Raw genomic sequence first — 23,275 nt, 5'->3', positions numbered from 1 at the left:
GACAACAAGGGTGACAGGCGAGAGGTAAAGACTGTGGAAGCACATCTGTTGGAATGGCTGAACCTGAGCGTGCGCTGGGTTCACATGATCACTGGCGTCGCCTGGATCGGCGCTTCTTTCTACTTCGTCTGGCTGGAAAACAACCTCAATCGCGTCAACCCCAAGAACGGCCTGGCCGGTGACTTGTGGGCGATCCACGGTGGCGGTATCTACCACCTGGAAAAATACAAACTGGCCCCGCCGACCATGCCGGACAACCTGCACTGGTTCAAATGGGAAGCCTATTTCACCTGGATGTCGGGCGTCGCGCTGCTGTGCGTGGTGTTCTACTTCAACCCGACGCTGTACCTGCTCGCCCCCGGCAGCAGCCTCAGCGGTACCGAAGGCGTGTTGCTGGGCATCGGTTCACTGTTCGCCGGCTGGTTCATCTACTCCTTCCTGTGCGACTCGGCCCTGGGCAAACGCCCTGCCCTGCTCGGCTTGATCCTGTTCGTGCTGTTGATTGCGGCGGCTTACGGCTTCAGCAAGGTGTTCAGCGGCCGCGGTGCCTACCTGCACGTGGGTGCAGTGATCGGCACGATCATGGTGGGCAACGTGTTCCGTATCATCATGCCGGCCCAACGCGCGCTGGTGGCGGCCATCGCCGAGAACCGCACGCCCGACCCGGCGCTGCCGGCCAAAGGTCTGCTGCGCTCACGCCACAACAACTACTTCACCTTGCCGGTGCTGTTCATCATGATCAGCAACCACTTCCCGAGCACCTATGGCAGCCAATACAACTGGCTGATCCTGGCCGGTATCGCGGTGGCAGCAGTGTTGGTGCGCCATTACTTCAACACCCGGCATGACAGCCAGAAGTATGCATGGACCTTGCCCGTGGGCGCCTTGGCGATGATCAGCCTGGCCTACGTGACCGGGCCCAAGCCGGCTGAACCGATTGCCAAGGCACCGGCTGCCATCGAGTACCAACCCCTGCCAGAAACCGCACTGGGCGGTGGCTTGAAACCGGCCGCGCCTGCCGCACCCGCCGCTGAACCGGCACCGGCCCAGGCCACCACGGACTTCGGCCAGGTGCACCACGTGATCGAGCAACGCTGCACCGTGTGCCATTCGGCCAAGCCCACCAGCCCGCTGTTCAGTACGGCCCCGGCTGGGGTGATGTTCGACACACCGGCACAGATCCAACAGCAGGCGGCGCGGATTCAAGCGCAGGCCGTGGCCAGCCAGATCATGCCGCTGGGCAACATTACCCAGATGACCCAGCAGGAACGGGATTTGATCGGCACCTGGATCAATCAGGGGGCCCGCACCAACTGACTGTTTCACACCGTTCCCATGTGGGAGCTGGCTTGCCTGCGATAGCGGCAGATCACCAACGCTTTCGGTGACTGACACACCGCCATCGCAGGCAAGCCAGCTCCCACAAGGGAGATCAGTGATGGCTTGAAGATTAAGTTTCATCCGGCAATTGAATGCCAAACAACACAAAAATAAAAAGATTCGAGGTGTTGCATGTCCCAGTTAGAAACGCAGACTCCTGCCGCGCCCGCCATGGTGCGGCTGCCCCTCTTGCAACTGATCCTGGTAGGCCTGCAACACGTCTTACTGATGTACGGCGGTGCCGTCGCCGTGCCCCTGATCATTGGCCAGGCCGCCGGCTTGAGCCGTGAAGAAATCGCCTTTCTGATCAACGCCGACCTCCTGGTGGCCGGTATCGCCACCATGGTGCAGTCGTTCGGCATCGGCCCCATGGGCATCCGCATGCCCGTGATGATGGGCGCCAGTTTTGCCGCCGTGGGCAGCATGGTCGCCATGGCCGGCATGCCCGGCATCGGTTTGCAGGGCATCTTCGGCGCGACCATCGCCGCCGGGTTCTTCGGCATGCTCATCGCACCGTTCATGTCCAAGGTGGTGCGCTTTTTCCCGCCGCTGGTGACCGGTACGGTGATCACCGCCATCGGCCTTTCGCTGTTTCCCGTGGCGGTGAACTGGGCCGGCGGGGGCAGCGCCGCCGCCACGTTTGGCTCGCCGGTCTACCTGGCGATTGCCGCCCTGGTACTGGCCACGATCTTGCTGATCAACCGCTTCATGCGCGGCTTCTGGGTGAACATCTCGGTACTGATCGGCATGGGCCTGGGTTACACGCTATGTGGTGTGATCGGCATGGTCGACCTCAGTGGCCTGGCCCAGGCGCCGTGGGTGCAGGTGGTGACGCCGTTGCACTTTGGCATGCCCAAGTTCGAGTTGGCGCCGATCCTGTCGATGTGCCTGGTGGTGGTGATCATTTTTGTCGAGTCCACCGGCATGTTCCTCGCCCTGGGCAAGATCACCGGCCAGGAGGTCACGCCGAAGATGCTGCGACGCGGCCTGTTGTGTGATGCCGGCGCGTCGTTCTTTGCCGGCTTCTTCAACACCTTTACCCACTCCTCCTTCGCGCAGAATATCGGCCTGGTGCAGATGACCGGCGTGCGCTGCCGCTCGGTCACGCTCATGGCCGGCGCGTTCTTGATCGTGCTCAGCCTGTTGCCCAAGGCGGCCTATCTGGTGGCTTCAATTCCACCTGCGGTGCTCGGCGGCGCGGCGATTGCGATGTTCGGGATGGTGGCGGCAACCGGGATCAAGATTCTGCAGGAAGCCGACATCGCCGACCGCCGTAACCAGTTGCTGGTGGCAGTGAGCATCGGCATGGGCCTGATCCCCGTGGTACGCCCGGAGTTCTTCGCACAGCTGCCGTTGTGGATGAGCCCGATTACCCACAGCGGCATCGCCATGGCCACCCTCAGCGCGCTGTCGCTCAACATCCTGTTCAACATCCTCGGCGGCGCTGAGCGCCCCGAAGTCGCGCATACGCATTGATTCCTTTGTTAGTACAAAAATAACAACAAACAGGGAACCCCCACATGCACAACCTTGACATGGGGCCGGCCACACGCCGCGCCCCATTCTTGCCCCTCGCGCTCTGTTACAGCGCACTTGAGCCCAGGCCTGGGAGCCAGTATTCTCCGCGCCCGCTCGAATCGACTCAAAAAAAAACAGCGAATGTAAAAGCTGACCTCAAGGCCAACTTATCCCGGCCTGATGTTTGCTGCCAAAGTGCGCAAAAGTCCCCTGAATTCGACTGCATCCGCTGCAGCCGACGGGGATTTTTTGGCTTTTTAAACACCTTGGCGCAGCTCTTGCTAAAAGCATTAAAGCTGACCGAACAGACGATTTTTGCAGCGAACCAAAAGGCGCCATACCAGAGCGTCTGCGTAGAAGAAAAAAAACCATAAAACTTTAACTCGGGAGCAACCGAATGAAACCCATGTTCAAAGGCCTGATGCTGGCAGGATCACTGTTGGCCGGTGGCCAGGCCGTCGCCGGTGACTTGTTGCAGTGGCAAAACAACAGCCTGACTTATCTGTGGGGCAAGAGCTTTACCGTCAACCCGCAGATCCAGCAAACCGTCACCTTCGAACATGCCGACGCATGGAAGTACGGCGACAACTTCTTCTTCCTCGACCGTATCTTTTACAACGGCAAGGAAGACGGCAATGTCGGCCCGAATACTTACTACGGCGAGTTCAGCCCGCGTTTGTCGTTCGGCAAGATCCTGGACAAGGACCTGTCGTTCGGCCCGATCAAGGACGTGCTGCTGGCCTTCACCTATGAGTTCGGCGAGGGCGATAACGAGTCCTACCTGCTGGGTCCGGCATTCGACTTGAACATCCCCGGTTTCGACTACTTCCAGTTGAACTTCTACCAGCGCCAGACCGAGGGCAATCGTCCGGGTGACGGCGTGTGGCAGATCACTCCGGTCTGGTCCTACACTATTCCCGTGGGCAATTCCGACGTGCTGATCGACGGTTTCATGGACTGGGTGGTGGATAACGACAAGAACGCCCGCGGCACTTATCACGCCAACCTGCACTTCAACCCGCAGGTCAAATACGACCTGGGCAAGGCGCTGCATTGGGGCGACAAGCAGTTGTATGTGGGTTTTGAATACGACTACTGGAAGAACAAGTACGGGATCGAGGATTCGGGGGCATTCAAAACGACTCAGGACACAGCAAGCTTCCTGGTCAAATACCACTTCTAAAGGTTGATCGTGGTTCCCTGTGGGAGCTGGCTTGCCTGCGATCGCGATATGTCTGTGCCAGCAGTGTTGGCTGGCATACCGCTATCGCAGGCAAGCCAGCGCCCACATTCAGTTCGGCGTCAGGCCCAGGAAACGGGTGATTTCTTCGCGCTTGGCCAGCGCATCCTTGCGCCCCAGTTCGATCAACTCACTGCAATATCCCGCCTCGAACAACAGATAGCTCAACACTCCTGCCCCGCTGGTCTTGGTTGCCCCAGGCCCGCGTAAAAACACACGCAACGCCGCCGGCAATTCCTGGCGATGTCGCGCGGCGATTTCATCGATGGGCTGGCTGGGGGCAATCACCAACACCTCTACCGGCGCCAGGCCCTGCACCGCCGCATCCGCAGGCACGACGCGGCTGAACTGGTTCAAGCGCTCCAGCAGCTCGATATCGCTTTCCAGGCTGTCAATGAAGGTGCTGTTGAGCATGTGCCCGCCGATTTGCGCCAGGGTCGGTTGCTGGCCGGTGTAGGTGCGTTGCGTCGAGGCTTCATTGCCCCTTGGGTTGCCGCTCACACCGACGACCAATACGCGGCTGGCCCCCAGGTGCAAGGCCGGGCTGATGGGCGCTGACTGCCGCACTGCGCCATCGCCGAAGTACTCTTCATCGAGTTTGACCGGAGCGAACAACAGCGGAATCGCCGAACTCGCCAGCAAGTGCTCCACCGTCAGTTGGGTCGGCACGCCGATCCGCCGATGGCGCAGCCAGGCATCGATGGTACCGCCGCCCTGATAGAAGGTCACCGCTTGCCCGGACTCATAACCAAAGGCCGTCACCGCCACCGCCTGCAAGTGCTGGCGGCGGATCGCCTCGTCGATGCCGTCCAGGTTCAAGCGCGCTTGCAGCAAGTCGCACAGTGGCGAGCTGTCGAGCAACGCCACCGGCACCTGGCGACCCAGGCCCAACAGGCTATGAATCAGGAAGCGACTGGCCTGGCGTATCACCCCCGGCCAATCGCTGCGCAGCACCTGATGGCTGCGAAAGCCCTGCCAGAATGCGGTCAGCCGCTGGACAGCCGCGCAGAAGTCACTGGCCCCACTGGCCAGGCTCACCGCATTGATCGCGCCGGCGGAGGTGCCGACGATCACCGGAAAAGGATTCGCTGCCCCTGGCGGCAGCAATTCGGCAATCGCCGCCAGCACCCCCACCTGATAAGCCGCTCGCGCCCCGCCGCCGGAAAGAATCAAGCCTGTGACCGGTTCCGCTGGGCGCATTGCGTCACTCCATGGTGAGAAGGGGTTGGGATTATCGACGGCGCTTTTCGTACAGCTTGGGCTCACCCGGCGGCCGACTCTTGAAGCGGCGATGGGTCCACAGGTATTGCTCGGGGCATTCGCGCACCGAGGCTTCGACCCACTGGTTGATGCGCAGGCAGTCGATCTCGTCGGTTTCACCCGGGAAGTCGGTCAGCGGCGGATGGATCACCAGGCGGTAACCGCTGCCGTCAGCCAGGCGCTCCTGGGTAAACGGCACCACCAGCGCCTTGCCCAGGCGTGCGAACTTGCTGGTGGCGGTGACGGTGGCGGCCTGGATGCCGAACAGCGGCACGAAGATGCTTTGCTTGGCGCCGTAGTCCTGGTCTGGCGCGTACCAGATGGCCCGGCCGGCGCGCAGCAGCTTGAGCATGCCGCGCACGTCGTCACGCTCCACGGCCAGGGAATCGAGGTTATGGCGTTCACGGCCACGGCGCTGGATAAAGTCGAACAACGGGTTGCCGTGTTCGCGGTACATGCCATCGATGGTGTGCTTCTGCCCCAGCAGCGCCGCGCCGATTTCCAGGGTGGTGAAGTGCAAGGCCATGAGGATCACGCCTTTGCCTTCCAAGTGTGCCTGGGTGAGGTGTTGCAACCCTTCGACATGGGCCAGGCGCGCCAGGCGCGGCTTGGGCCACCACCAGCTCATGGCCATTTCAAAGAAGGCGATACCGGTGGAGGCAAAGTTTTCCTTGAGCAGGCGTTTGCGTTCCTTGGCGGATTTTTCCGGGAAGCACAGTTCAAGGTTGCGCGCTGCGATACGGCGACGATCACCCGCCACACGGTACATGCCCGCACCGAGCAGGCGACCAATGGTCAACAATGCCCGGTACGGCAACTGGGTGACCAGCCACAGCAGGCCGAGCCCCAGCCATAGCAGCCAAAAACGCGGGTGAAGAAATACAGCTCGAAAACGCGGGCGATCCATTACAGATTCCGGTAAAGACAAGGGCCGCGCATTCTACAACGGTTCGACTCGGCTTGCGGCGGGTGAGTGTTCTCGTTATAAGTCTCGACACTTTTCGTGACAAGCCGCTTTCGCCGACCATGAGCCAAACCGAACCGCTAGACCAAGATCCCGTGTTCCAGCTAAAAGGCAGCATGCTCGCCATTACCGTGCTGGAACTGGCCCGCAATGACCTCGACGCCCTGGACCGCCAACTGGCCGCCAAGGTCGCCCTGGCGCCGAACTTCTTCAACAACGCCCCGCTGGTGCTGGCGCTGGACAAGCTGCCGGCTGGCCAGGGCGTGATTGATTTGCCCGGCCTGATGCGCGTATGCCGTTCCCATGGCCTGCGCACCCTGGCCATCCGCGCCAGCCGCATCGAAGACATTGCCGCCGCCATCGCCATTGAACTGCCAGTACTGCCGCCGTCCGGCGCCCGCGAGCGTGCGCTGGAGCCATTGGTCGGCGAAGAAAAGAAAAAACCGGAAAAACCACCCGAGCCTGCGATCAAGCCTACAAAGATCATCACCTCGCCGGTACGCGGCGGGCAGCAGATTTACGCCCAGGGTGGCGACCTTGTGGTGGTCTCCTCGGTCAGCCCGGGGGCGGAACTTCTTGCCGATGGCAACATCCATGTATACGGCCCGATGCGCGGACGCGCCCTGGCCGGCATCAAGGGGGATACCAAGGCACGTATTTTTTGCCAGCAGTTGACCGCTGAGCTGGTTTCCATCGCGGGTCAGTACAAGGTTTCCGAAGATTTGCGCCGCGATCCACTGTGGGGCGCTTCGGTACAGGTCAACCTGTCGGGCGATGTGTTGAACATCATCCGTCTTTAACGGATACTGCCGCATTTTCCAAGCATCTCTAGACTCTGATAGCAAAGCGAAACCGGCAAGACTTGTGTAGGACTTTTTGGAAGTTGGTGTTTCCCCATGGAAACCCCGTCTTTTTCCTGCAAAGGCTGTCCGCCTGCGGCGAGTTCCAAGAGATGTTTTTCAGGGACCGAAAGTCCTTTTTCCTTAGGGGTGAAACACCTTGGCCAAGATTCTCGTGGTTACATCCGGCAAGGGTGGTGTGGGTAAGACCACCACCAGCGCCGCTATCGGTACCGGCCTCGCTCTGCGCGGCCACAAGACAGTCATCGTCGACTTCGACGTCGGTCTGCGTAACCTTGACCTGATCATGGGCTGCGAGCGTCGCGTGGTGTATGACTTCGTCAACGTGGTGAACGGCGAAGCCAACCTGCAACAGGCCCTGATCAAGGACAAGCGCCTTGAGAACCTGTACGTGCTGGCCGCCAGCCAGACCCGTGACAAAGACGCGCTGACCAAAGAAGGCGTCGGCAAAGTGCTCGCCGAGCTCAAGGAAACCTTCGAATACGTGGTCTGCGATTCTCCGGCCGGTATCGAAACCGGTGCTCACCTGGCGATGTACTTCGCCGACGAAGCCATCGTGGTAACCAACCCGGAAGTCTCCTCGGTACGTGACTCGGACCGTATGCTCGGCCTGTTGGCCAGCAAGTCCAAGCGCGCCGAAGAAGGCCAGGACCCGATCAAGGAACACCTGCTGCTCACCCGCTACAACCCGGAGCGCGTCAACAACGGCGAAATGCTCGGTGTTGAAGACGTGAAGGAAATCCTCGCCGTGACCCTGCTGGGCGTGATTCCGGAATCCCAGGCCGTCCTGAAGGCATCCAACCAGGGCGTACCGGTGATTCTCGACGACCAGAGCGACGCCGGCCAGGCGTACAGCGATGCCGTGGATCGCTTGCTGGGCAAGACCGTGGAACACCGCTTCCTCGATGTCAAGAAGAAGGGATTCTTCGAGCGTATCTTTGGAGGCAACTAAACAATGAAATTTCTCGACTTCTTTCGCGCCAACAAAAAGCCAAGTACCGCGTCGGTAGCGAAAGAGCGTCTACAGATCATCGTGGCGCACGAACGCGGCCAACGCAGCACGCCGGATTACCTGCCAGCCTTGCAGAAGGAACTGGTCGAGGTGATCCGCAAGTACGTCAATATCGGCAACGATGACGTGCATGTCGCCCTGGAAAATGACGGCAGCTGCTCGATTCTGGAACTCAATATCACCCTGCCCGATCGTTGATCGAACGGGCGGTCGCCACGGCGGCTCGGTCACCTTGATCCCTTTTGGGGAACCGGGTGGGCGAGCCGCCGTTGGCGTTTGTTACGAGGCTGTTTAATGCCGCTGTCCAATATCCACATCCTGCATCAGGACGACGCTGTCCTGGTGGTGAACAAGCCGACCCTGCTGCTCTCGGTGCCTGGTCGCGCCGACGACAACAAGGATTGCCTGATCACCCGCCTGCAGGAAAACGGCTACCCCGAAGCCCGCATCGTCCATCGCCTGGACTGGGAAACCTCAGGGATCATCCTGCTGGCCCGGGACGCGGATACCCACCGCGAACTGTCCCGCCAGTTTCACGACCGCGAGACCGAAAAGGCCTACACCGCCCTGGCCTGGGGCCAGCCGGCACTGGACAGCGGCAGCATCGACCTGCCCCTGCGCTATGACCCGCCGACCAAGCCCCGCCATGTGGTCGACCATGAGTTCGGCAAACATGCACTGACCTTCTGGAAAGTCCTGGAGCGTTGCGGCGACTGGTGCCGCGTGGAACTGACACCCATCACTGGGCGCTCGCACCAGTTGCGCGTGCATATGTTGTCCATCGGGCATCCGTTGCTGGGTGACGGTCTGTACGCCCATGAACAAGCCCTGACCGCCTGGCCACGCCTGTGCCTGCATGCAAGCATGCTCAGCTTCACCCATCCGCAAAGCGGCGAGCGCCTGCGCTTCGAGTGCCCAGCCCCTTTTTGAAGGGCTGATGCGGTCAAATGTGGGAGCTGGCTTGCCTGCGATATCGGCGTGCCAGCCAATACATCTGGCACAGAAAGACCGCTATCGCAGGCAAGCCAGCTCCCACAGGGTTTGGTGTGGTTCTCGGCCCTGCACGCTCACTCCAAATATCTGGCCAATACGGTAAACTCTCGCCACTGCTGTCTGGAGCTATTTATGCGCGAAGCGTTGAATCAAGGCCTGATCGACTTCCTCAAGGCCTCCCCTACTCCTTTTCATGCCACTGCCGCCCTGGCCCAACGCCTGGAAGCGGCCGGTTACCAGCGTCTCGACGAGCGCGATACCTGGACCACCGAGGCCAACGGTCGCTACTACGTGACCCGCAATGATTCCTCGATCATCGCCTTCAAGCTCGGCCGCCAATCGCCGCTGCAGGACGGTATCCGCATGGTCGGCGCCCATACCGACAGCCCGTGCCTGCGGGTCAAGCCCCAGCCGGAGCTGCAACGTCAGGGCTTCTGGCAACTGGGCGTGGAAGTCTACGGCGGCGCGCTGCTGGCGCCCTGGTTCGACCGCGACCTGTCCCTGGCCGGGCGTGTCACCTTCCGCCGCGATGGCAAGGTCGAGAGCCAACTGATCGACTTCAAGCTGCCGATCGCCATCATTCCCAACCTGGCCATTCACCTCAACCGTGAAGCCAACCAGGGCTGGGCAATCAATGCCCAGACCGAGCTGCCGCCGATCCTGGCGCAGTTTGCCGGTGACGAGCGCGTGGATTTTCGCGCCGTGCTCACCGAACAGTTGGCCCGCGAGCATGGGTTGAATGCCGATGTGGTACTCGACTACGAGCTGAGCTTCTACGACACCCAAAGTGCCGCCGTGATCGGCCTCAATGGTGACTTCATCGCCGGGGCGCGCCTGGACAACCTGCTGTCGTGCTACGCCGGTTTGCAAGCCTTGCTCACCAGCGACACCGATGAAACCTGCGTGCTGGTGTGCAACGACCACGAAGAAGTCGGCTCCTGCTCGGCCTGCGGTGCCGATGGCCCGATGCTGGAACAGACCCTGCGTCGCCTGCTGCCAGAAGGTGAGGAATTCGTACGCACCATCCAGAAATCCCTGCTGGTGTCGGCAGACAACGCCCACGGAGTGCACCCCAACTACGCCGAGAAACACGACGCCAACCACGGCCCGAAACTCAACGCCGGCCCGGTGATCAAGGTCAACAGCAACCAGCGCTACGCCACCAACAGCGAAACCGCCGGGTTCTTCCGCCACCTGTGCATGGCCCAGGAAGTGCCAGTGCAAAGCTTCGTGGTGCGCAGCGACATGGGCTGCGGCTCGACCATCGGCCCCATCACCGCCAGCCACCTGGGCGTGCGTACGGTGGACATCGGCTTGCCGACCTTTGCCATGCACTCGATCCGCGAGCTGTGCGGCAGCCATGACCTGGCGCATCTGGTCAAGGTGCTGGGAGCGTTCTACGCCAGCCGCGATTTACCCTGAGACCGAGGCGCGCCCATCGCGGGCAAGCCCGCTCCCACATTTGATCTGTGAATGCATTTCAGTGTGGGAGCGGGCTTGCCCGCGATGGGTTTCCAAACAGATATAAGGCTATCTGACTCACATCAACTGCACTTCTGCCAATCCGGCCTAGACTTGTCAGAACTTCCAGTCCGACAAGGCCGCCCCTCGCCATGATCTCAATGTCCTCATTCCACGCCATGCTGATCCCCATCGTGATCGGCATGATCATGCTCGCGGTCGGCTTCAACTTTCGCGACAAGCCTCTGGGCGTGTTTGGCATGTGGATCGGCATGCTGTTGATCCTCGGCACCGTGCTCTACAAGATCCTCGCCAAACTGGCGCAGTGACAAATGCGCTCGCATTGGGCATAGCGGCCTCGTACACTCGGTCAATTCGTCGTTTTCAAGGTTGACCGCCTCGTGCTTTCCCGTCTGTTTGCCCTGCCCTGCTACCTGCTGATCGCCCTGCTCACGCTGCTGCCAGTGATGCCCGCCCAAGCCGTGGGCTTGCCCGGGATGCTGGGCGGTTCCAGCAAGACCCAACCCCAGGCGGAAGTGCCCCTGGGGCAGTCGCTGGACGAAGTGATCAAAACCCTGGAAAACGACCAGCAACGCACCCAGTTGCTCAGCGACCTGAAGAAACTGCGCGCCGCCACGCAAAAGGCCCAGCCCGCCGCCGAACTCGGGGTACTCGGGTTGATCGGCAGTACGCTGTCGGGCTTTGAGCAGCAGTTTTCCGGCGCCGACAGCCCGCTGGGGCGCTGGTCCAATGAAGTCGACCTGGCCAAGGATGAACTGGCCGCCCTGATGTTGCCGGCCAGCGAATGGCTGCCGATCATCTTCGGTTTTGCCGTGATCCTGGCCGTATGGAGCCTGCTGGCCGCCGCGCTGATCTGGCTCAGCCACCGGGTGCGCGAGCGCTTCGGCCTGCCCGAAGAGCTGCCGCAGCACCCGCGCACCTGGGACATGTTGCGCTTTGCCCTGCGCAAGCTGGGCCCCTGGCTGATCGCTTTGGTGATTACGGTTTACCTCAGTTACGCCCTGCCTTCCTCCCTGGGCAAATCCCTGGCCATGGTGCTGGCCTATGCCTTGGTGGTCGGCACCTGTTTCTCGGCAATCTGCGTGATTGCCTTCTCCGTACTCGACGGCCCGCACCGCCACCGCGCCTTGTATATCCTGCGCCACCAGGCGTTCCGCCCGCTGTGGTGGATCGGCAGTTTTGCCGCCTTCGGTGAAGCCTTGAGCGACCCGCGCCTGGTTGTCGCGCTCGGCCAGCATCTGGCCCACACCGCCGCGACCGTGGCCAATGTCATGGCGGCGTTGTCCACCGGGGTGTTTATCCTGCGTTTCCGTCGACCCATTGCGCACCTGATCCGCAACCAGCCGCTGTCGCGCCGACTGACCCGCCGCGCCCTCACCGATACGCTGTCGATCATCGGCACCTTCTGGTACATCCCGGCTCTTCTGCTGGTGGGCATCTCACTGTTCGCCACCTTCCTGTCGGCCGGCGACACCAGCACCGCCCTGCGCCAGTCGTTGCTGTGCACGGTGCTGCTGGTGTTGTGCATGGTGATCAACGGCCTGGTGCGCCGCCACGCTCTCAAGCCGCAACGCGGGCACAAACGCCACGCGCTGTACTCCGAACGCCTCAAAGGCTTTGTCTACACCCTGGTGCACCTGGTGGTGTGGCTGGTATTTATCGAACTGGGGCTGCGGGTCTGGGGCCTGTCGATGATTCGCTTTACCGAAGGTGAAGGCCATGAAATAGCCGTAAAGCTGTTCGGCCTCGGTGGGACCTTGTTGTTCGCCTGGCTGATCTGGATCCTCAGCGACACCGCGATTCACCACGCCCTGACCCGTTCGCGCAAAGGCCTGGCCAACGCGCGTGCGCAAACCATGATGCCGCTGATCCGCAACGTGCTGTTCGTGACCATCTTTATCATCGCCGCCATCGTGGCGCTGGCGAACATGGGCATGAACGTCACGCCACTGCTGGCCGGTGCTGGCGTGATCGGTATCGCCATCGGCTTTGGTGCGCAATCGCTGGTGGCGGACTTGATCACCGGCCTGTTCATCATCATCGAAGACTCCCTGGCCATCGACGACTACGTGGACGTCGGCGGCCACCTCGGTACCGTAGAGGGCCTGACCATCCGTACCGTGCGCCTGCGCGATATCGACGGCATCGTGCACACCATCCCGTTCAGCGAAATCAAGAGCATCAAGAACTACTCCCGCGAGTTCGGCTACGCGATCTTCCGGGTGGCGATCCCTTACAACATGGAAATCGACGACGCGATCAAACTGATGCGCGAGGTCGGCCATGCCATGCGCAACGACCCGCTGCAACGCCGCAATATCTGGTCGCCGCTGGAGATCCAGGGCGTGGAAAGCTTCGAGTCCGGCAGCGCGATCCTGCGCGCACGCTTCAAGACCGCGCCGATCAAGCAGTGGGAAGTGTCGCGGGCATTCAACCTGTCGCTCAAGCGGCACCTGGATGAAGCCGGGCTTGACCTGGCGACACCGCGCTTGAGCGTGCAGGTGCAGACTGCCGGCAGCGTGCAGGAGAAAGATCCACAACAATAAGCAAGGAGAGGTTGGTATGCGAATGAACGGTCTGACACACCAATGGGTTTTGGGTCTGCTCGGCGCGGTCGCGAGCAGTGCAGTGATCGCCGCCAGCAGCGGCCAGGACAGTGCCCGGGAAACCATTGCCGCCCAGGCAAAAATCCTCGAACCCAGCCTGTTGGAAACCCGCCGCGATATCCACGCCCATCCGGAACTGGGCAATACCGAAACCCGCACCGCCGAGTTGGTCGCCAAACAGTTGCGCGAACTCGGCCTTGAGGTGAAGACCGGGGTGGCCCGCACCGGCGTCGTCGCCATCTTGAAAGGCGCCCTGCCCGGCCCGACCGTGGCCCTGCGCGCCGACATGGATGCGCTGCCGGTCAAGGAAGTGGCCGACCTGCCCTTCGCCTCCAAAGCCAAGGGCACCTACCTGGGCAAAGAAGTCGACGTGATGCACGCCTGCGGCCACGACGCCCATACCGCTATCCTGCTGAGCACTGCGAAGATTCTTACCGGGATGCGCGAGCGACTGCCCGGCACCGTGGTGTTTTATTTCCAACCGGCCGAAGAAGGCCCCAGCGACTTTATCCCCGACGGCAAGAACACCTGGGGTGCGAAGATGATGGTGCAGGAAGGCGTGATGAAAGCGCCCAAGCCCGATGCGGTGTTTGGCCTGCATGTGTGGGCCGGTGTGCCTGCCGGGCAAATCGCCTACCGCCCGGGCCCGACCCTGGCCAGCTCCGATGACCTGCGCATCAGGATCCTCGGCAAACAGACCCACGCCGGCCGCCCCTGGGACGGCATCGACCCGATCACCGTTGGTGCGCAAACCATTGTCGGCCTGCAGACCGTGGTCAGCCGCCGTACCGATATTTCGTCATTCCCCTCTGTGGTGAGCATCGGCACCATCAACGGTGGCACCCGCTATAACATCATCCCCGAGTCGGTGGACATGAGCGGCACCATTCGCTCCTACGACTACGGTATCCGCCAGAAGCTGCATGCAGACGTGCGTCAAACCGTAGAGAAAATCGCCGAAAGCGGTGGCGCCAAGGCCGAAGTGACGATCATCGAGAAGTACGACCCCACCATCAACAACCCGGCGCTGACCGAGAAAATGCTGCCGAGCCTGCGCTGGGCGGCTCAGGATGACGTGGTGCAGGGCCCGTTGGTGGGTGGTGCCGAAGACTTCTCGTTCTATGCCAAGGAGGCGCCGGGGCTGTTTGTCTTCCTGGGGGTGACCCCAAGGGACCAGGACATGAGCAAGGCGGCGCCGAATCACAACCCAGGGTTCTTTGTGGATGAGTCGGCGTTGGTGGTGGGCGTGAGGACGCTGGCGTCGTTGGCGACGGATTACCTCTATACCCACACATCACTGTAATGCTTGATGTGGAGATGGCTTGCCCCCGACAGCTGTGTGTCAGCTAAACATTGGCTGGCTGATACACCGCAATCGGGGGCAAGCCCCCTCCCACATTTGAACCCAGGTGAATCAGTTGGCGAGGGCCGCGCCATCCATTTTCTGGCGCAGGCTCAACGGGCGCATGTCGGTCCACACTTCCTCGATATACGCCAGGCACTCCTTCTTCATGCCACTCTTGCCCACGGTGCGCCAGCCTTCCGGCACGGCCTTGTAGTCGGGCCAGATCGAATACTGTTCTTCATGGTTGACCACTACCTGAAAGAGGATGTCGTCGCGGTCAAATACTGAGGTCATTGCTGTTCTCCGTTGCTCAAAGGCTGGCTGCGCACCACGCGCAGCACTGATATCTGTAGAAACGTACCAAGGGCCTGGAAAATTACAGGCTGGCCACGGCCGCCGCCAAGGCGCGCCCGAAAATCTCAGCCACCTGGTCGACTTCGCCAGCGGTGATCACCAGCGGTGGCAGGAAACGCACCACACTGCCATGGCGCCCGCCCAGTTCCAGGATCAGCCCGCGCTTGAGGCATTCGCGCTGCACCAGCGGCGCCAGCTGGCGATGCACCGGTGGGTGGCCCTGACTATCAGGCGTGCCAGTCGGGTCTACCAGTTCCACCCCCAGCATCAGCCCACGCCCACGGATATCCCCCAGGTGCGGGAAGTCGCGCTGCAGGATGCGCAGGTGCTCGCCCAGGCGCTCGCCCATGGTCGTCGCATGGCCTGCCAGGTCGTGATCCTTGAGGTAGCGCATCACCGCCGAGCCCGCCGCCATCGCCATCTGGTTGCCGCGGAACGTCCCGGCATGGGCGCCCGGCAGCCAGGTGTCGAGCCAGTCGCGATACACCACCACCGCCAACGGCAGGCTGCCGCCAATCGCCTTGGACATGACCACCACGTCCGGAATGATGCCGGCGTGTTCGAAGGCAAACATTTTGCCGGTACGCCCAAAACCGCTCTGGATCTCATCGACGATTAGCGCCACCCCCGCTTGCGCGGTGATACGGCGCAGGCCACGCAGCCAGTCGAGGTCCGCCGGGATCACACCGCCCTCACCCTGGACCACTTCGACAATCACCGCCGCTGGCAACAGCACGCCGGCTTCCGGGTCGTTGAGCAGGTTTTCCAGGTAATGCAGGTTGACCCGCACACCTTCGGCGCCACCCAGCCCAAACGGGCAACGGTAGTCATACGGGAATGGCAGGAATTGCACGCCATTGCCGAGCAAGGCGCCCAAGGGTTTCTTTGGCCCCAGGCTGCCCATCAAACTCAGCGCGCCCTGGCTCATGCCGTGATAGCCGCCCTGGAACGACAGCACGGTGCTGCGCCCGGTGGCAGTGCGCACCAGCTTCAACGCGGCTTCCACCGCATCAGTGCCGGTGGGGCCGCAGAACTGGATTTTCGCTTCTCGCGCCAGTTCCGATGGGAGCAAACCGAACAGGTCCTGCACGAATTGATCCTTGACCGGTGTAGTCAGGTCCAGAGTATGCAGGGGCAGTTCGTCGCTCAGCACTTGCTGGATGGCCTGGATCACCACCGGGTGGTTATGCCCCAGCGCCAGGGTTCCGGCGCCGGCCAGGCAGTCGATAAACCGACGCCCCTCCACGTCCTCCACGTAAATGCCCTTGGCGCGTTTGAGTGCCAGGGGGATGCGCCGTGGGTAGCTGCGGGCGTTGGATTCCTGCTGGCGCTGGCGGGCCAGCAGCGGGCTTTCGTCAAACTGATAGAGCGTTTCCGCGGCCTGCACCGGGGCGTCTTCGATACGGCTGGTAGCGACTGACATCTCTGGATCCCTCAATACGCTGATGATCGTGACCAAACTGCCGATCCGTTGGCGTCTGGCCCAAGGGCATGCGCACGGATTTCCTGTTGTGGAGACGCTTCAGGTGCACGGGGATTTAGGAGGTTGGTCGGATATTTACCGATAGTGGGGAGATTAAAATGTGGGAGCGGGCTTGCTCGCGAAGGCAGTGTGTCAGTCGCTGCATCTGTTACGGCACTACCGCTTTCGCAGGCAAGCCAGCCCCACATTTGAACAGCGCTCAGCTCCGAAGCCCGCGGTATTTTTCATTCAGCGCATAAAGAATCGCGCACGTCTCTGCATCCAGGAATCCACAATAATCCCGTGGCCGAAAGTGCATCTGGAACGCCCGGGTGCGCTGTTCAAAGGCCCGGCGATTCTGCGCGGGCTTGTAGCCATAACGCTGAAACGCCCGCTCCACTTCGACCTCCGGCGGCAAGCCGAGACAAAAGCGGCGCTGGTACATCGCCCGGCTCGATTCATCAAACCAGGCCCCGATGCCGGCCTCATGCAGCACACGCCAGGGCAACCGAGGCCCAGGGTCGCTCTTGCGCCAGTAGGCCACGTCCGAATGCCCGAGCCAGTCAGTGGGGCCCACCTGCGGATAGCGCTCCAGCAGGTCGCGAAGCAATTCAATCAGTAGGTCAATCTGTGCCGGTGCGTACTCCGGAAAGGTAAAGCCCCCCGCTTCATCCCGCGCCAGGTTGACGATTTCAATGCCCACCGAGCGGCTGTTGAGATCGGCCTTCCCCGCCCAATAGCTCACGCCTGCGTGCCAGGCGCGCTGGTCCTCGTTCACCAGGCGAAACACCCGCAGCTCTTCATAACCGGCAGCGCGGTAACTGGGTTCAGCGGGGTCGGGCAGCAAATAGTGGGCGCTGACGCCATCTTGGGTGAGGGTGCGTAGCGAGGAAGCAAAGGGCGCGGCGGTGTAGTGCACAAGCACCTGCTGCACGGATTCGCCGCGGCGGTCGTTGAAATCCCTGGCGGGGAAACTGGTGTCGATCACCAACATAAGAACAGTCCTTTTCAATTCAGGCCGACTCATTCGGCCCGTTCAAGCGCAAAAAAATTACCGCCATCCTGAAGGCTTGAGCCTCAGGCGGGCGGTAATTATTTGCCACGTGAATAGGACTGCTCAGCGCCGCAACGGCATGCCCAGGTCGACCCGCATACCATCGGGCTGGCTGTCGAAGTGCAACGAGCAGGAACAGCGCTGCACGATCGCCTGGACAATCGCCAGGCCCAGGCCACAGCCTTCGCTGCTGCCATTGCGCCAGAAGCGTTGGGTGAGGTATTGCAGGTCTTCGCTGGAGATCTGCTGGCCATGGTCACGCACGCGGAACACCACATTATCCGGGGTAGAAAACACCTGCAGTTCCACGCGGGTATCGGCCGGGGTATGGCGCAAGGCGTTGTCCAGCAGGTTACGCAAGGCCGCGACGGCAAGGCCCACAGGCATTGCCACTGGAACAGGGGAAAGATCCGGCGCCAGGATCAGATCAATGCGTGAATTATCGCCGGCGTTGGCATCCTGGATCGCCAACCGGGCGACTTCCTCAGCACTGGACTGCAGGCCATCGTCAAACGACAGGCTGCCCTCCACCCGCGCCAGCAACAACAGTTGCTCCAGGGTGCGATGCAAGCGATCGGCGCCCTCCTCGGCGTGCGCCAGGGACTGGTCGCGGGCCGCGCCCTCGGTCATGCGCGCGACTTGCAGGTGGGTCTTGATCGCCGTCAACGGGCTGCGCAGTTCATGGGCGGCGTCACCGGTCAGGCGACGTTCGCGCTCGATGGTCTTGGCGATGCGCTGCAGCAATTGGTTCTGGGTGTCGAGCAACGGCTTGAGTTCACTGGGCAGCGGGTGAATCTGCAGAGGCTCGAGGGAGTCGACACTGCGCCGCATCAGGGCATCCCGCATACGGTTGAGCGGCACCAGGCTCTGGCCAATGCCCAGCCACAACAGGCACAGGCAGCCCAGCAATGCCACGCCGACCGGCACCGACGCCGCCAGCAGGATCGACAGGTTGAGGGCTTCACGCTCCACCTGGCGGTCGGCGGTGGTGATCAGCAAGTCGCCACGGGACAGGGTAAAACTGCGCCAGCCCACGCCGTCGATGATCTGGTCGCGAAAGCCGCTGCGGCGCGACTCCAACCCTTCCTCCGGCGTGGTATGGCTGCGCGCCAGGATCTCGCCACGCAAGGAGCTGACCTGGCAAGCCATGCCACCCGGCACATTCAGTTGTTCGGTGCGCAAATGCGCGCCCCCGCTGACGCTGGCCAGGCCCGGCATCTGCTCGGTGAGCCCGGCCACCATGCGCGCCGAAGCCACCAGACGCTGGTCGAGGGAAAACATCATCTGGTTGCGCAAGTCGTTGAGCATCCAGGCGGCCGCCAGCACCCAGATCAGTACAAAAGCGGCGCCCAGCTTGAACGTCAGGCGCAGACGCAAGCTCATCACGGCGTGTTTTCTCCGCCATCAGCCGTGCCGAGGCGATAGCCCAGCCCCCTGACGGTTTCGACGATGCCATTGCCCAACTTGCGCCGCAGGTGGTGGATATGCACGTTGAGGGCGTTGCTTTCCAGTTCGTCGCTGAAGCCGTAGACGCTGTCCTTGAGCTGTTCGCTGGACAGTACGCGGCCCTTGTTGTGCAACAGCGCCTGCAACAACGCCTGTTCACGCCGGGACAGGTCCACCGGCTGGCCGCCGAGGAAGGTCTCGCGGCTGCTGGGGTCGTAGGCCAGGCGGCCATGTTCGATCAGGTTGACGCTGCGCCCCGCCACCCGGCGCAACAGGGTTTGCAGGCGAGCGGCGAGTTCACGCAAGTCGAAGGGCTTGAGCAGGTAATCGTCGGCGCCGGCTTGCAAGCCATCGACGCGGTTGGTCACCGAGTCCCGCGCGGTGAGGATCAGCACCGGAATGTCCAACCCCTGGCTGCGCTGTTGTTGCAGCAGCTTGAGGCCGTCTTCGTCGGGCAGGCCAAGGTCGAGCACCATGATGTCGAAGGCCGCGGCCTTGAGCATCGCCCGCGCCGCCGAGGCCGTGGCCACGCGCTCCACGGTAAAGCCCTGGGCGGTCAGGCCGGCCACGATGCCACTGGCGATCAGTTCGTCGTCTTCACAGACCAGTACGTGCATGGTTAACCCTTCATGAAAGATGGCGCGATTAGAAAAGCCACGGATTAAGCGCGCATTATGCCGCTAAAGTTCGCAACACCGGACAATCTCTACGCTCTAGAATAGCGGCGGTTAATCATCGGTTAATCAACGCCACACATTGTGTGCCTCACTTGCATCGAACTAAGGCTTGACCATGCGGCATCTGTTTACCTTTCTGCTGGTGTTGTTCGCGGGATTCGCCCAGGCAGCGCCGGGCAGCCCCTTCGAAACCAAACCCGACTTCCTCCCGGTAGGCAAAGCCTTCGCCTTTACCTCCGAACGTCTGGAAAGCGGCGAAACCCAGCTGTTTTGGCAGATTGCCGACGGTTACTACCTGTACCAGCAGCGCATGAAGTTCGACGGCCTGGCCGAAAAACCCGTGCTGCCCGAGGGTGAAGCCCATAGTGATGAGTTCTTTGGTGAACAACAGGTGTATCGCCAGGGCCTGGAAGTGAAGATCCCCGCTGGCACCACCGGCCAGGTCAAGCTCGGCTGGCAGGGCTGCGCCGATGCGGGCCTGTGCTATCCGCCGCAGTCGATCACCGTGGACCTGGGCGGCAACCCGGCCGTCGCCGCGACCGAGCAAGCCCAGGATCAAAGCCTGGCCAGCGGCCTGCAGCAGCGCAGCCTGGGGTGGAGCCTGCTGGTGTTCTTCGGCCTGGGCCTGCTGTTGGCGTTTGCGCCCTGCTCGCTGCCGATGCTGCCGATCCTCGCTGGCCTGGTGGTCGGTAGCGGCGCCACCCCGCGTCGCGGCTTTGCCCTGGCCGGCAGCTACGTGGTGTGCATGGCGCTGGTGTATGCCGCCCTGGGGGTGATGGCCGCGTTGCTCGGCGCCAACCTGGCGGCGTTGCTGCAAACCCCGTGGATCCTCGGCAGCTTTGCGGCGTTGTTCGTGCTGCTCGCCCTGCCGATGTTCGGCTTCTTTGAACTGCAACTGCCCGCCTTCCTGCGCGACCGCCTCGATAACGTCAGCCGCCAGCAAAGCGGTGGCAGCCTGGTGGGTGCCGGTGTGCTCGGCGCGTTGTCCGGCCTGCTGGTGGGGCCGTGCATGACCGCGCCCCTGGCTGGCGCCCTGCTGTACATCGCCCAAAGCGGCAATGCGCTGCACGGGGGGCTGATCCTGTTTGCCATGGGCATCGGTATCGGCATTCCGCTGTTGCTGCTGGTCACCGTGGGCAATCGCTTCCTGCCCAAGCCGGGCACCTGGATGAACGTGCTCAAGGGCATCTTCGGCTTCCTGTTCCTGGGCACCGCGGTGCTGATGATTCGCCCGGTGGTCGGCGACAGCCTGTGGATCGGCCTGTGGGGCGCCCTGGCGCTGGTGATGGCTTACTGTGGCTGGGCGCTGGCCCGTGAGCCCGGCCTGGCGGCCAAGGTATTCGGCGCTGGTTCCCTGGTGCTGGGCCTGTGGGGCGCGGTGCTGGTGGTAGGGGCGGCCGGTGGCAGCGATGAGCTGTGGCAACCCTTGAAGGTTTACAGCGGCTCAAAGGTCGCCGGTGCATCGAGCGCCCACGATGCCTTCACCACGATCAACGACCCGGCCGTGCTGCAAAGCCAGCTCGACAGCGCCAAGGCCCAGGGCCAATGGGTGCTGCTGGACTACTACGCCGACTGGTGCGTGTCGTGCAAGATCATGGAGAAACAGGTGTTCGGCAAACCCGAGGTGATGGACGCGCTCAAAGACGTGCGCCTGTTACGCCTGGACGTCACCGCCGACAACGCCGCCAGCCGCGAGCTGCTGGGCCGCTACAAAATTCCTGGGCCACCGAGCTTCGTGTGGATCGGCCCGGACGGTGAAGAACGCCGCGCCCAACGCATCACCGGCGAAGTAGACGCCGCCGCCTTCCTGCAACGCTGGACCCAGACGCGGGACGCTCTCTGATGCTGACCCTCACCATCGGCACCTTCGCCATCGCCTTGAATCACCTGCTGCTGATCAGCGCGCTGATTCTCGCCACCCTGGTGGGCTGGCGCGTGGCCAAGCGCGGCGGCGAAAACCCGGAGTCGGTGCTGTTCAGCCTGTTTCTGCTGGGCCTGCTCGCCGCCCGCGTCAGCTTTGTGCTGATGTACTGGAGTTATTACAGCAACGACTGGGTAGAGATGGTCGACCTGCGTGACGGCGGCTTTCTCGCCTGGCCCGGCGTCATCGCGCTGATCCTTGGCGCGCTGGTCTACGGCTGGCGTCGCCCTGCCCTGCGCAAGCCGCTCAGCGCCGGGGTGATCACCGGCCTGTTGTTCTGGGGCATGACCAGCCTGTCCCTCAGTCTGTACGAAAAAGGCACGCGCCTGCCGGATATCACCCTGCGCAATGCCAATGGCGAGGTGGTGCAACTGGCGGATTATCAAGGCGGCCCGTTGGTGATCAACCTCTGGGCCACCTGGTGCCCGCCGTGCCGACGCGAAATGCCGGTGCTGGAAAACGCCCAGCGCATGCGCCCCGATGTGACCTTCCTGTTCGTCAACCAGGCCGAAAGCATGCAAAGCGTCAGCACTTACCTGGCCACCCAGGGCCTGAACCTCGACAACGTGCTGTTCGACGCCAGCGGCCGCCTCGGCCAGGCTGTGGGTTCCATGGCGCTGCCGACCACGTTGTTCTACCAAGCCGATGGGCGCCTGATCAACAGCCACCTGGGCGAACTCTCCGAAGCCAGCCTGGCCCGTGCCATGGAACCCTTCGACAACACCACGACAAGGAAACCGACATGCCTCGCCTCCGCCACCTGCTGACCCTGCTGCCTTTGACGCTAGCCGCTACGCTGGCCCAGGCCGAAGACCTGCCGGCCCCGATCAAACAGATCGAAGCCAAGGGTGCCAAGATCATCGGCAAATTCGATGCCCCCAGCGGCCTCACCGGCTACGCCGCCCAGTACCAGAACCGTGGCATGGCACTGTACCTGACCGCCGACGGCAAGCACGTGATCGCGGGCAACCTGTACGACGCCCAAGGCAATGACTTGAGCACCGCGCCCCTGGAAAAACTGGTGTACGCGCCGATGGCCAAGGAAGTCTGGGCCAAGATGGAAAACAGCAGCTGGATCCAGGACGGCGATAAAAACGCCCCGCGCACCGTCTACCTGTTCAGCGACCCCAACTGCCCGTACTGCAACATGTTCTGGGAACAGGCCCGCCCGTGGGTGAAGGCCGGCAAGGTGCAGTTGCGCCACATCATGGTCGGCATCATCCGCGAAGACAGCCCAGGCAAATCCGCCGCCCTGCTCGCCGCCAAAGACCCGCAAAAAGCCCTGCAAGAACACGAAGCCGCCGGCAAGGGCAGCAAGCTCAAGGCGCTGGAAAAGATCCCCGCCGAGGTCGAGGCCAAGCTTGATGCCAATATGAAGCTGATGGATGAACTGGAGTTGTCGGCGACGCCGGCGATTTTCTATCTGGATGACAAGGGTGGGTTGCAGCAGCAGCAAGGGGCGCCTTCGCCGGATAAGTTAGTGAAGATTCTCGGACCAAAATAAGCGCCGCCCTCGCGGGCGCCATCGCAGGCAAGCCAGCTCCCACATTTGAATGTATTCGCAACTCAAAATATGGGAGCTGGCTTGCCTGCGATGAGCATAGGTATCTACACAACTTCGGCACGACGCTAAATCTGTGGCGAGGGAGCTTGCTCCCGTGACGGCCTGGCAGCCGACACAGATATAACTGATGCCCCGCG

22 protein-coding genes are annotated in these 23,275 nt (G+C 62.1%); 15 read left to right on the top strand and 7 right to left on the bottom strand.

Annotated elements, in window-relative coordinates; genetic code table 11:
* The first annotated feature begins 33 nt into the window (after positions 1 to 33).
* From GIV35_RS17495 to GIV35_RS17480, 4 genes are all read left to right on the top strand, one after another.
* Entirely contained in the window at positions 34 to 1,317 is a 1,284-nt protein-coding gene (locus tag GIV35_RS17495; protein WP_105227531.1) for a urate hydroxylase PuuD, read from the top strand.
* A 195-nt stretch (positions 1,318 to 1,512) separates the two neighbouring features.
* On the top strand, positions 1,513 to 2,856 hold the full coding sequence (locus tag GIV35_RS17490) for a nucleobase:cation symporter-2 family protein (RefSeq protein ID WP_223024168.1): 1,344 nt from the start codon (positions 1,513 to 1,515) through the stop codon (positions 2,854 to 2,856).
* A 44-nt stretch (positions 2,857 to 2,900) separates the two neighbouring features.
* The gene (locus GIV35_RS17485; RefSeq protein WP_236265071.1) at positions 2,901 to 3,272 is read left to right on the top strand and encodes a hypothetical protein; all 372 of its coding nucleotides are present in this window, start codon (positions 2,901 to 2,903) and stop codon (positions 3,270 to 3,272) included.
* Between the two features lie 23 nt (positions 3,273 to 3,295).
* Positions 3,296 to 4,081 carry an outer membrane protein OmpK gene (locus tag GIV35_RS17480; protein WP_003192827.1) on the top strand — a complete coding sequence of 262 codons (786 nt, stop codon included), beginning with the start codon at positions 3,296 to 3,298 and terminating at the stop codon, positions 4,079 to 4,081.
* A 108-nt stretch (positions 4,082 to 4,189) separates the two neighbouring features.
* On the opposite strand, the gene GIV35_RS17475 is transcribed toward GIV35_RS17480, so the two are convergent.
* Positions 4,190 to 5,338: a patatin-like phospholipase family protein gene (locus tag GIV35_RS17475; RefSeq protein ID WP_105227533.1), complete on the bottom strand. Its 1,149-nt coding sequence runs from the start codon at positions 5,336 to 5,338 to the stop codon at positions 4,190 to 4,192.
* Between the two features lie 31 nt (positions 5,339 to 5,369).
* Positions 5,370 to 6,305: a lipid A biosynthesis lauroyl acyltransferase gene (locus GIV35_RS17470; RefSeq protein WP_198715159.1), complete on the bottom strand. Its 936-nt coding sequence runs from the start codon at positions 6,303 to 6,305 to the stop codon at positions 5,370 to 5,372.
* Between the two features lie 119 nt (positions 6,306 to 6,424).
* Here GIV35_RS17470 and minC point away from each other — a divergent pair, with 119 nt between their 5' ends.
* The 8 genes from minC to GIV35_RS17430 all read left to right on the top strand — a co-directional run bounded on the left by minC (position 6,425) and on the right by GIV35_RS17430 (position 14,618).
* On the top strand, positions 6,425 to 7,162 hold the full coding sequence (gene minC / locus GIV35_RS17465) for a septum site-determining protein MinC (RefSeq protein ID WP_236265074.1): 738 nt from the start codon (positions 6,425 to 6,427) through the stop codon (positions 7,160 to 7,162).
* 199 nt (positions 7,163 to 7,361) lie between these two features.
* The gene (gene minD, locus GIV35_RS17460; protein WP_003192835.1) at positions 7,362 to 8,174 is read left to right on the top strand and encodes a septum site-determining protein MinD; all 813 of its coding nucleotides are present in this window, start codon (positions 7,362 to 7,364) and stop codon (positions 8,172 to 8,174) included.
* 3 nt (positions 8,175 to 8,177) lie between these two features.
* Positions 8,178 to 8,432 (top strand): cell division topological specificity factor MinE, encoded by a 255-nt coding sequence (minE, locus tag GIV35_RS17455; RefSeq protein WP_003175252.1) that lies wholly within the window; start codon positions 8,178 to 8,180, stop codon positions 8,430 to 8,432.
* A 96-nt stretch (positions 8,433 to 8,528) separates the two neighbouring features.
* Positions 8,529 to 9,164, top strand: coding sequence for an RluA family pseudouridine synthase (locus GIV35_RS17450; protein ID WP_057700864.1), 636 nt, complete (start codon positions 8,529 to 8,531; stop codon positions 9,162 to 9,164).
* Between the two features lie 195 nt (positions 9,165 to 9,359).
* The gene (locus tag GIV35_RS17445) at positions 9,360 to 10,649 is read left to right on the top strand and encodes a M18 family aminopeptidase (protein WP_105227537.1); all 1,290 of its coding nucleotides are present in this window, start codon (positions 9,360 to 9,362) and stop codon (positions 10,647 to 10,649) included.
* Positions 10,650 to 10,849: 200 nt separating this feature from the next.
* Positions 10,850 to 11,017, top strand: coding sequence for a hypothetical protein (locus GIV35_RS17440; protein ID WP_003192842.1), 168 nt, complete (start codon positions 10,850 to 10,852; stop codon positions 11,015 to 11,017).
* Between the two features lie 72 nt (positions 11,018 to 11,089).
* Entirely contained in the window at positions 11,090 to 13,255 is a 2,166-nt protein-coding gene (locus GIV35_RS17435) for a mechanosensitive ion channel family protein (protein WP_236265076.1), read from the top strand.
* A gap of 16 nt (positions 13,256 to 13,271) precedes the next feature.
* Positions 13,272 to 14,618 carry an amidohydrolase gene (locus GIV35_RS17430; RefSeq protein WP_105227541.1) on the top strand — a complete coding sequence of 449 codons (1,347 nt, stop codon included), beginning with the start codon at positions 13,272 to 13,274 and terminating at the stop codon, positions 14,616 to 14,618.
* A 111-nt stretch (positions 14,619 to 14,729) separates the two neighbouring features.
* On the opposite strand, the gene GIV35_RS17425 is transcribed toward GIV35_RS17430, so the two are convergent.
* The 5 genes from GIV35_RS17425 to GIV35_RS17405 all read right to left on the bottom strand — a co-directional run bounded on the left by GIV35_RS17425 (position 14,730) and on the right by GIV35_RS17405 (position 19,593).
* Positions 14,730 to 14,954, bottom strand: coding sequence for an MbtH family protein (locus GIV35_RS17425; RefSeq protein WP_003192847.1), 225 nt, complete (start codon positions 14,952 to 14,954; stop codon positions 14,730 to 14,732).
* Positions 14,955 to 15,036: 82 nt separating this feature from the next.
* On the bottom strand, positions 15,037 to 16,437 hold the full coding sequence (locus GIV35_RS17420; protein ID WP_198715162.1) for an aspartate aminotransferase family protein: 1,401 nt from the start codon (positions 16,435 to 16,437) through the stop codon (positions 15,037 to 15,039).
* Between the two features lie 259 nt (positions 16,438 to 16,696).
* Complete coding sequence (locus tag GIV35_RS17415; protein ID WP_236265077.1) at positions 16,697 to 17,470, bottom strand: N-acetylmuramoyl-L-alanine amidase; 774 nt, start codon at positions 17,468 to 17,470, stop codon at positions 16,697 to 16,699.
* A gap of 123 nt (positions 17,471 to 17,593) precedes the next feature.
* The gene (locus GIV35_RS17410) at positions 17,594 to 18,913 is read right to left on the bottom strand and encodes an ATP-binding protein (RefSeq protein WP_020302232.1); all 1,320 of its coding nucleotides are present in this window, start codon (positions 18,911 to 18,913) and stop codon (positions 17,594 to 17,596) included.
* Entirely contained in the window at positions 18,913 to 19,593 is a 681-nt protein-coding gene (locus GIV35_RS17405) for a response regulator (protein WP_014719307.1), read from the bottom strand. Before GIV35_RS17405 ends, GIV35_RS17410 begins: the two co-directional genes overlap by 1 nt.
* Before the next feature lie 175 nt (positions 19,594 to 19,768).
* Here GIV35_RS17405 and dsbD point away from each other — a divergent pair, with 175 nt between their 5' ends.
* From dsbD to dsbG, 3 genes are read left to right on the top strand one after another with little or no spacing between them, the layout of a single operon-like run.
* Complete coding sequence (gene dsbD, locus GIV35_RS17400; RefSeq protein ID WP_236265079.1) at positions 19,769 to 21,496, top strand: protein-disulfide reductase DsbD; 1,728 nt, start codon at positions 19,769 to 19,771, stop codon at positions 21,494 to 21,496.
* Entirely contained in the window at positions 21,496 to 22,341 is an 846-nt protein-coding gene (locus GIV35_RS17395; protein WP_198715165.1) for a TlpA family protein disulfide reductase, read from the top strand. The genes dsbD and GIV35_RS17395 overlap by 1 nt, the downstream gene beginning before the upstream one ends.
* Positions 22,317 to 23,078: a thiol:disulfide interchange protein DsbG gene (gene dsbG / locus GIV35_RS17390; protein WP_020302229.1), complete on the top strand. Its 762-nt coding sequence runs from the start codon at positions 22,317 to 22,319 to the stop codon at positions 23,076 to 23,078. Before GIV35_RS17395 ends, dsbG begins: the two co-directional genes overlap by 25 nt.
* Positions 23,079 to 23,275: the final 197 nt, after the last annotated feature.

The sequence above is a fragment of the Pseudomonas sp. PA-1-6B genome, assembly GCF_021609545.1.
Classification (GTDB): Bacteria; Pseudomonadota; Gammaproteobacteria; order Pseudomonadales; family Pseudomonadaceae; genus Aquipseudomonas; species Aquipseudomonas fluorescens_BV.
Note: the sequence above shows the minus strand (reverse complement) of the source record. Positions and strands in the feature narration are given on the sequence as shown.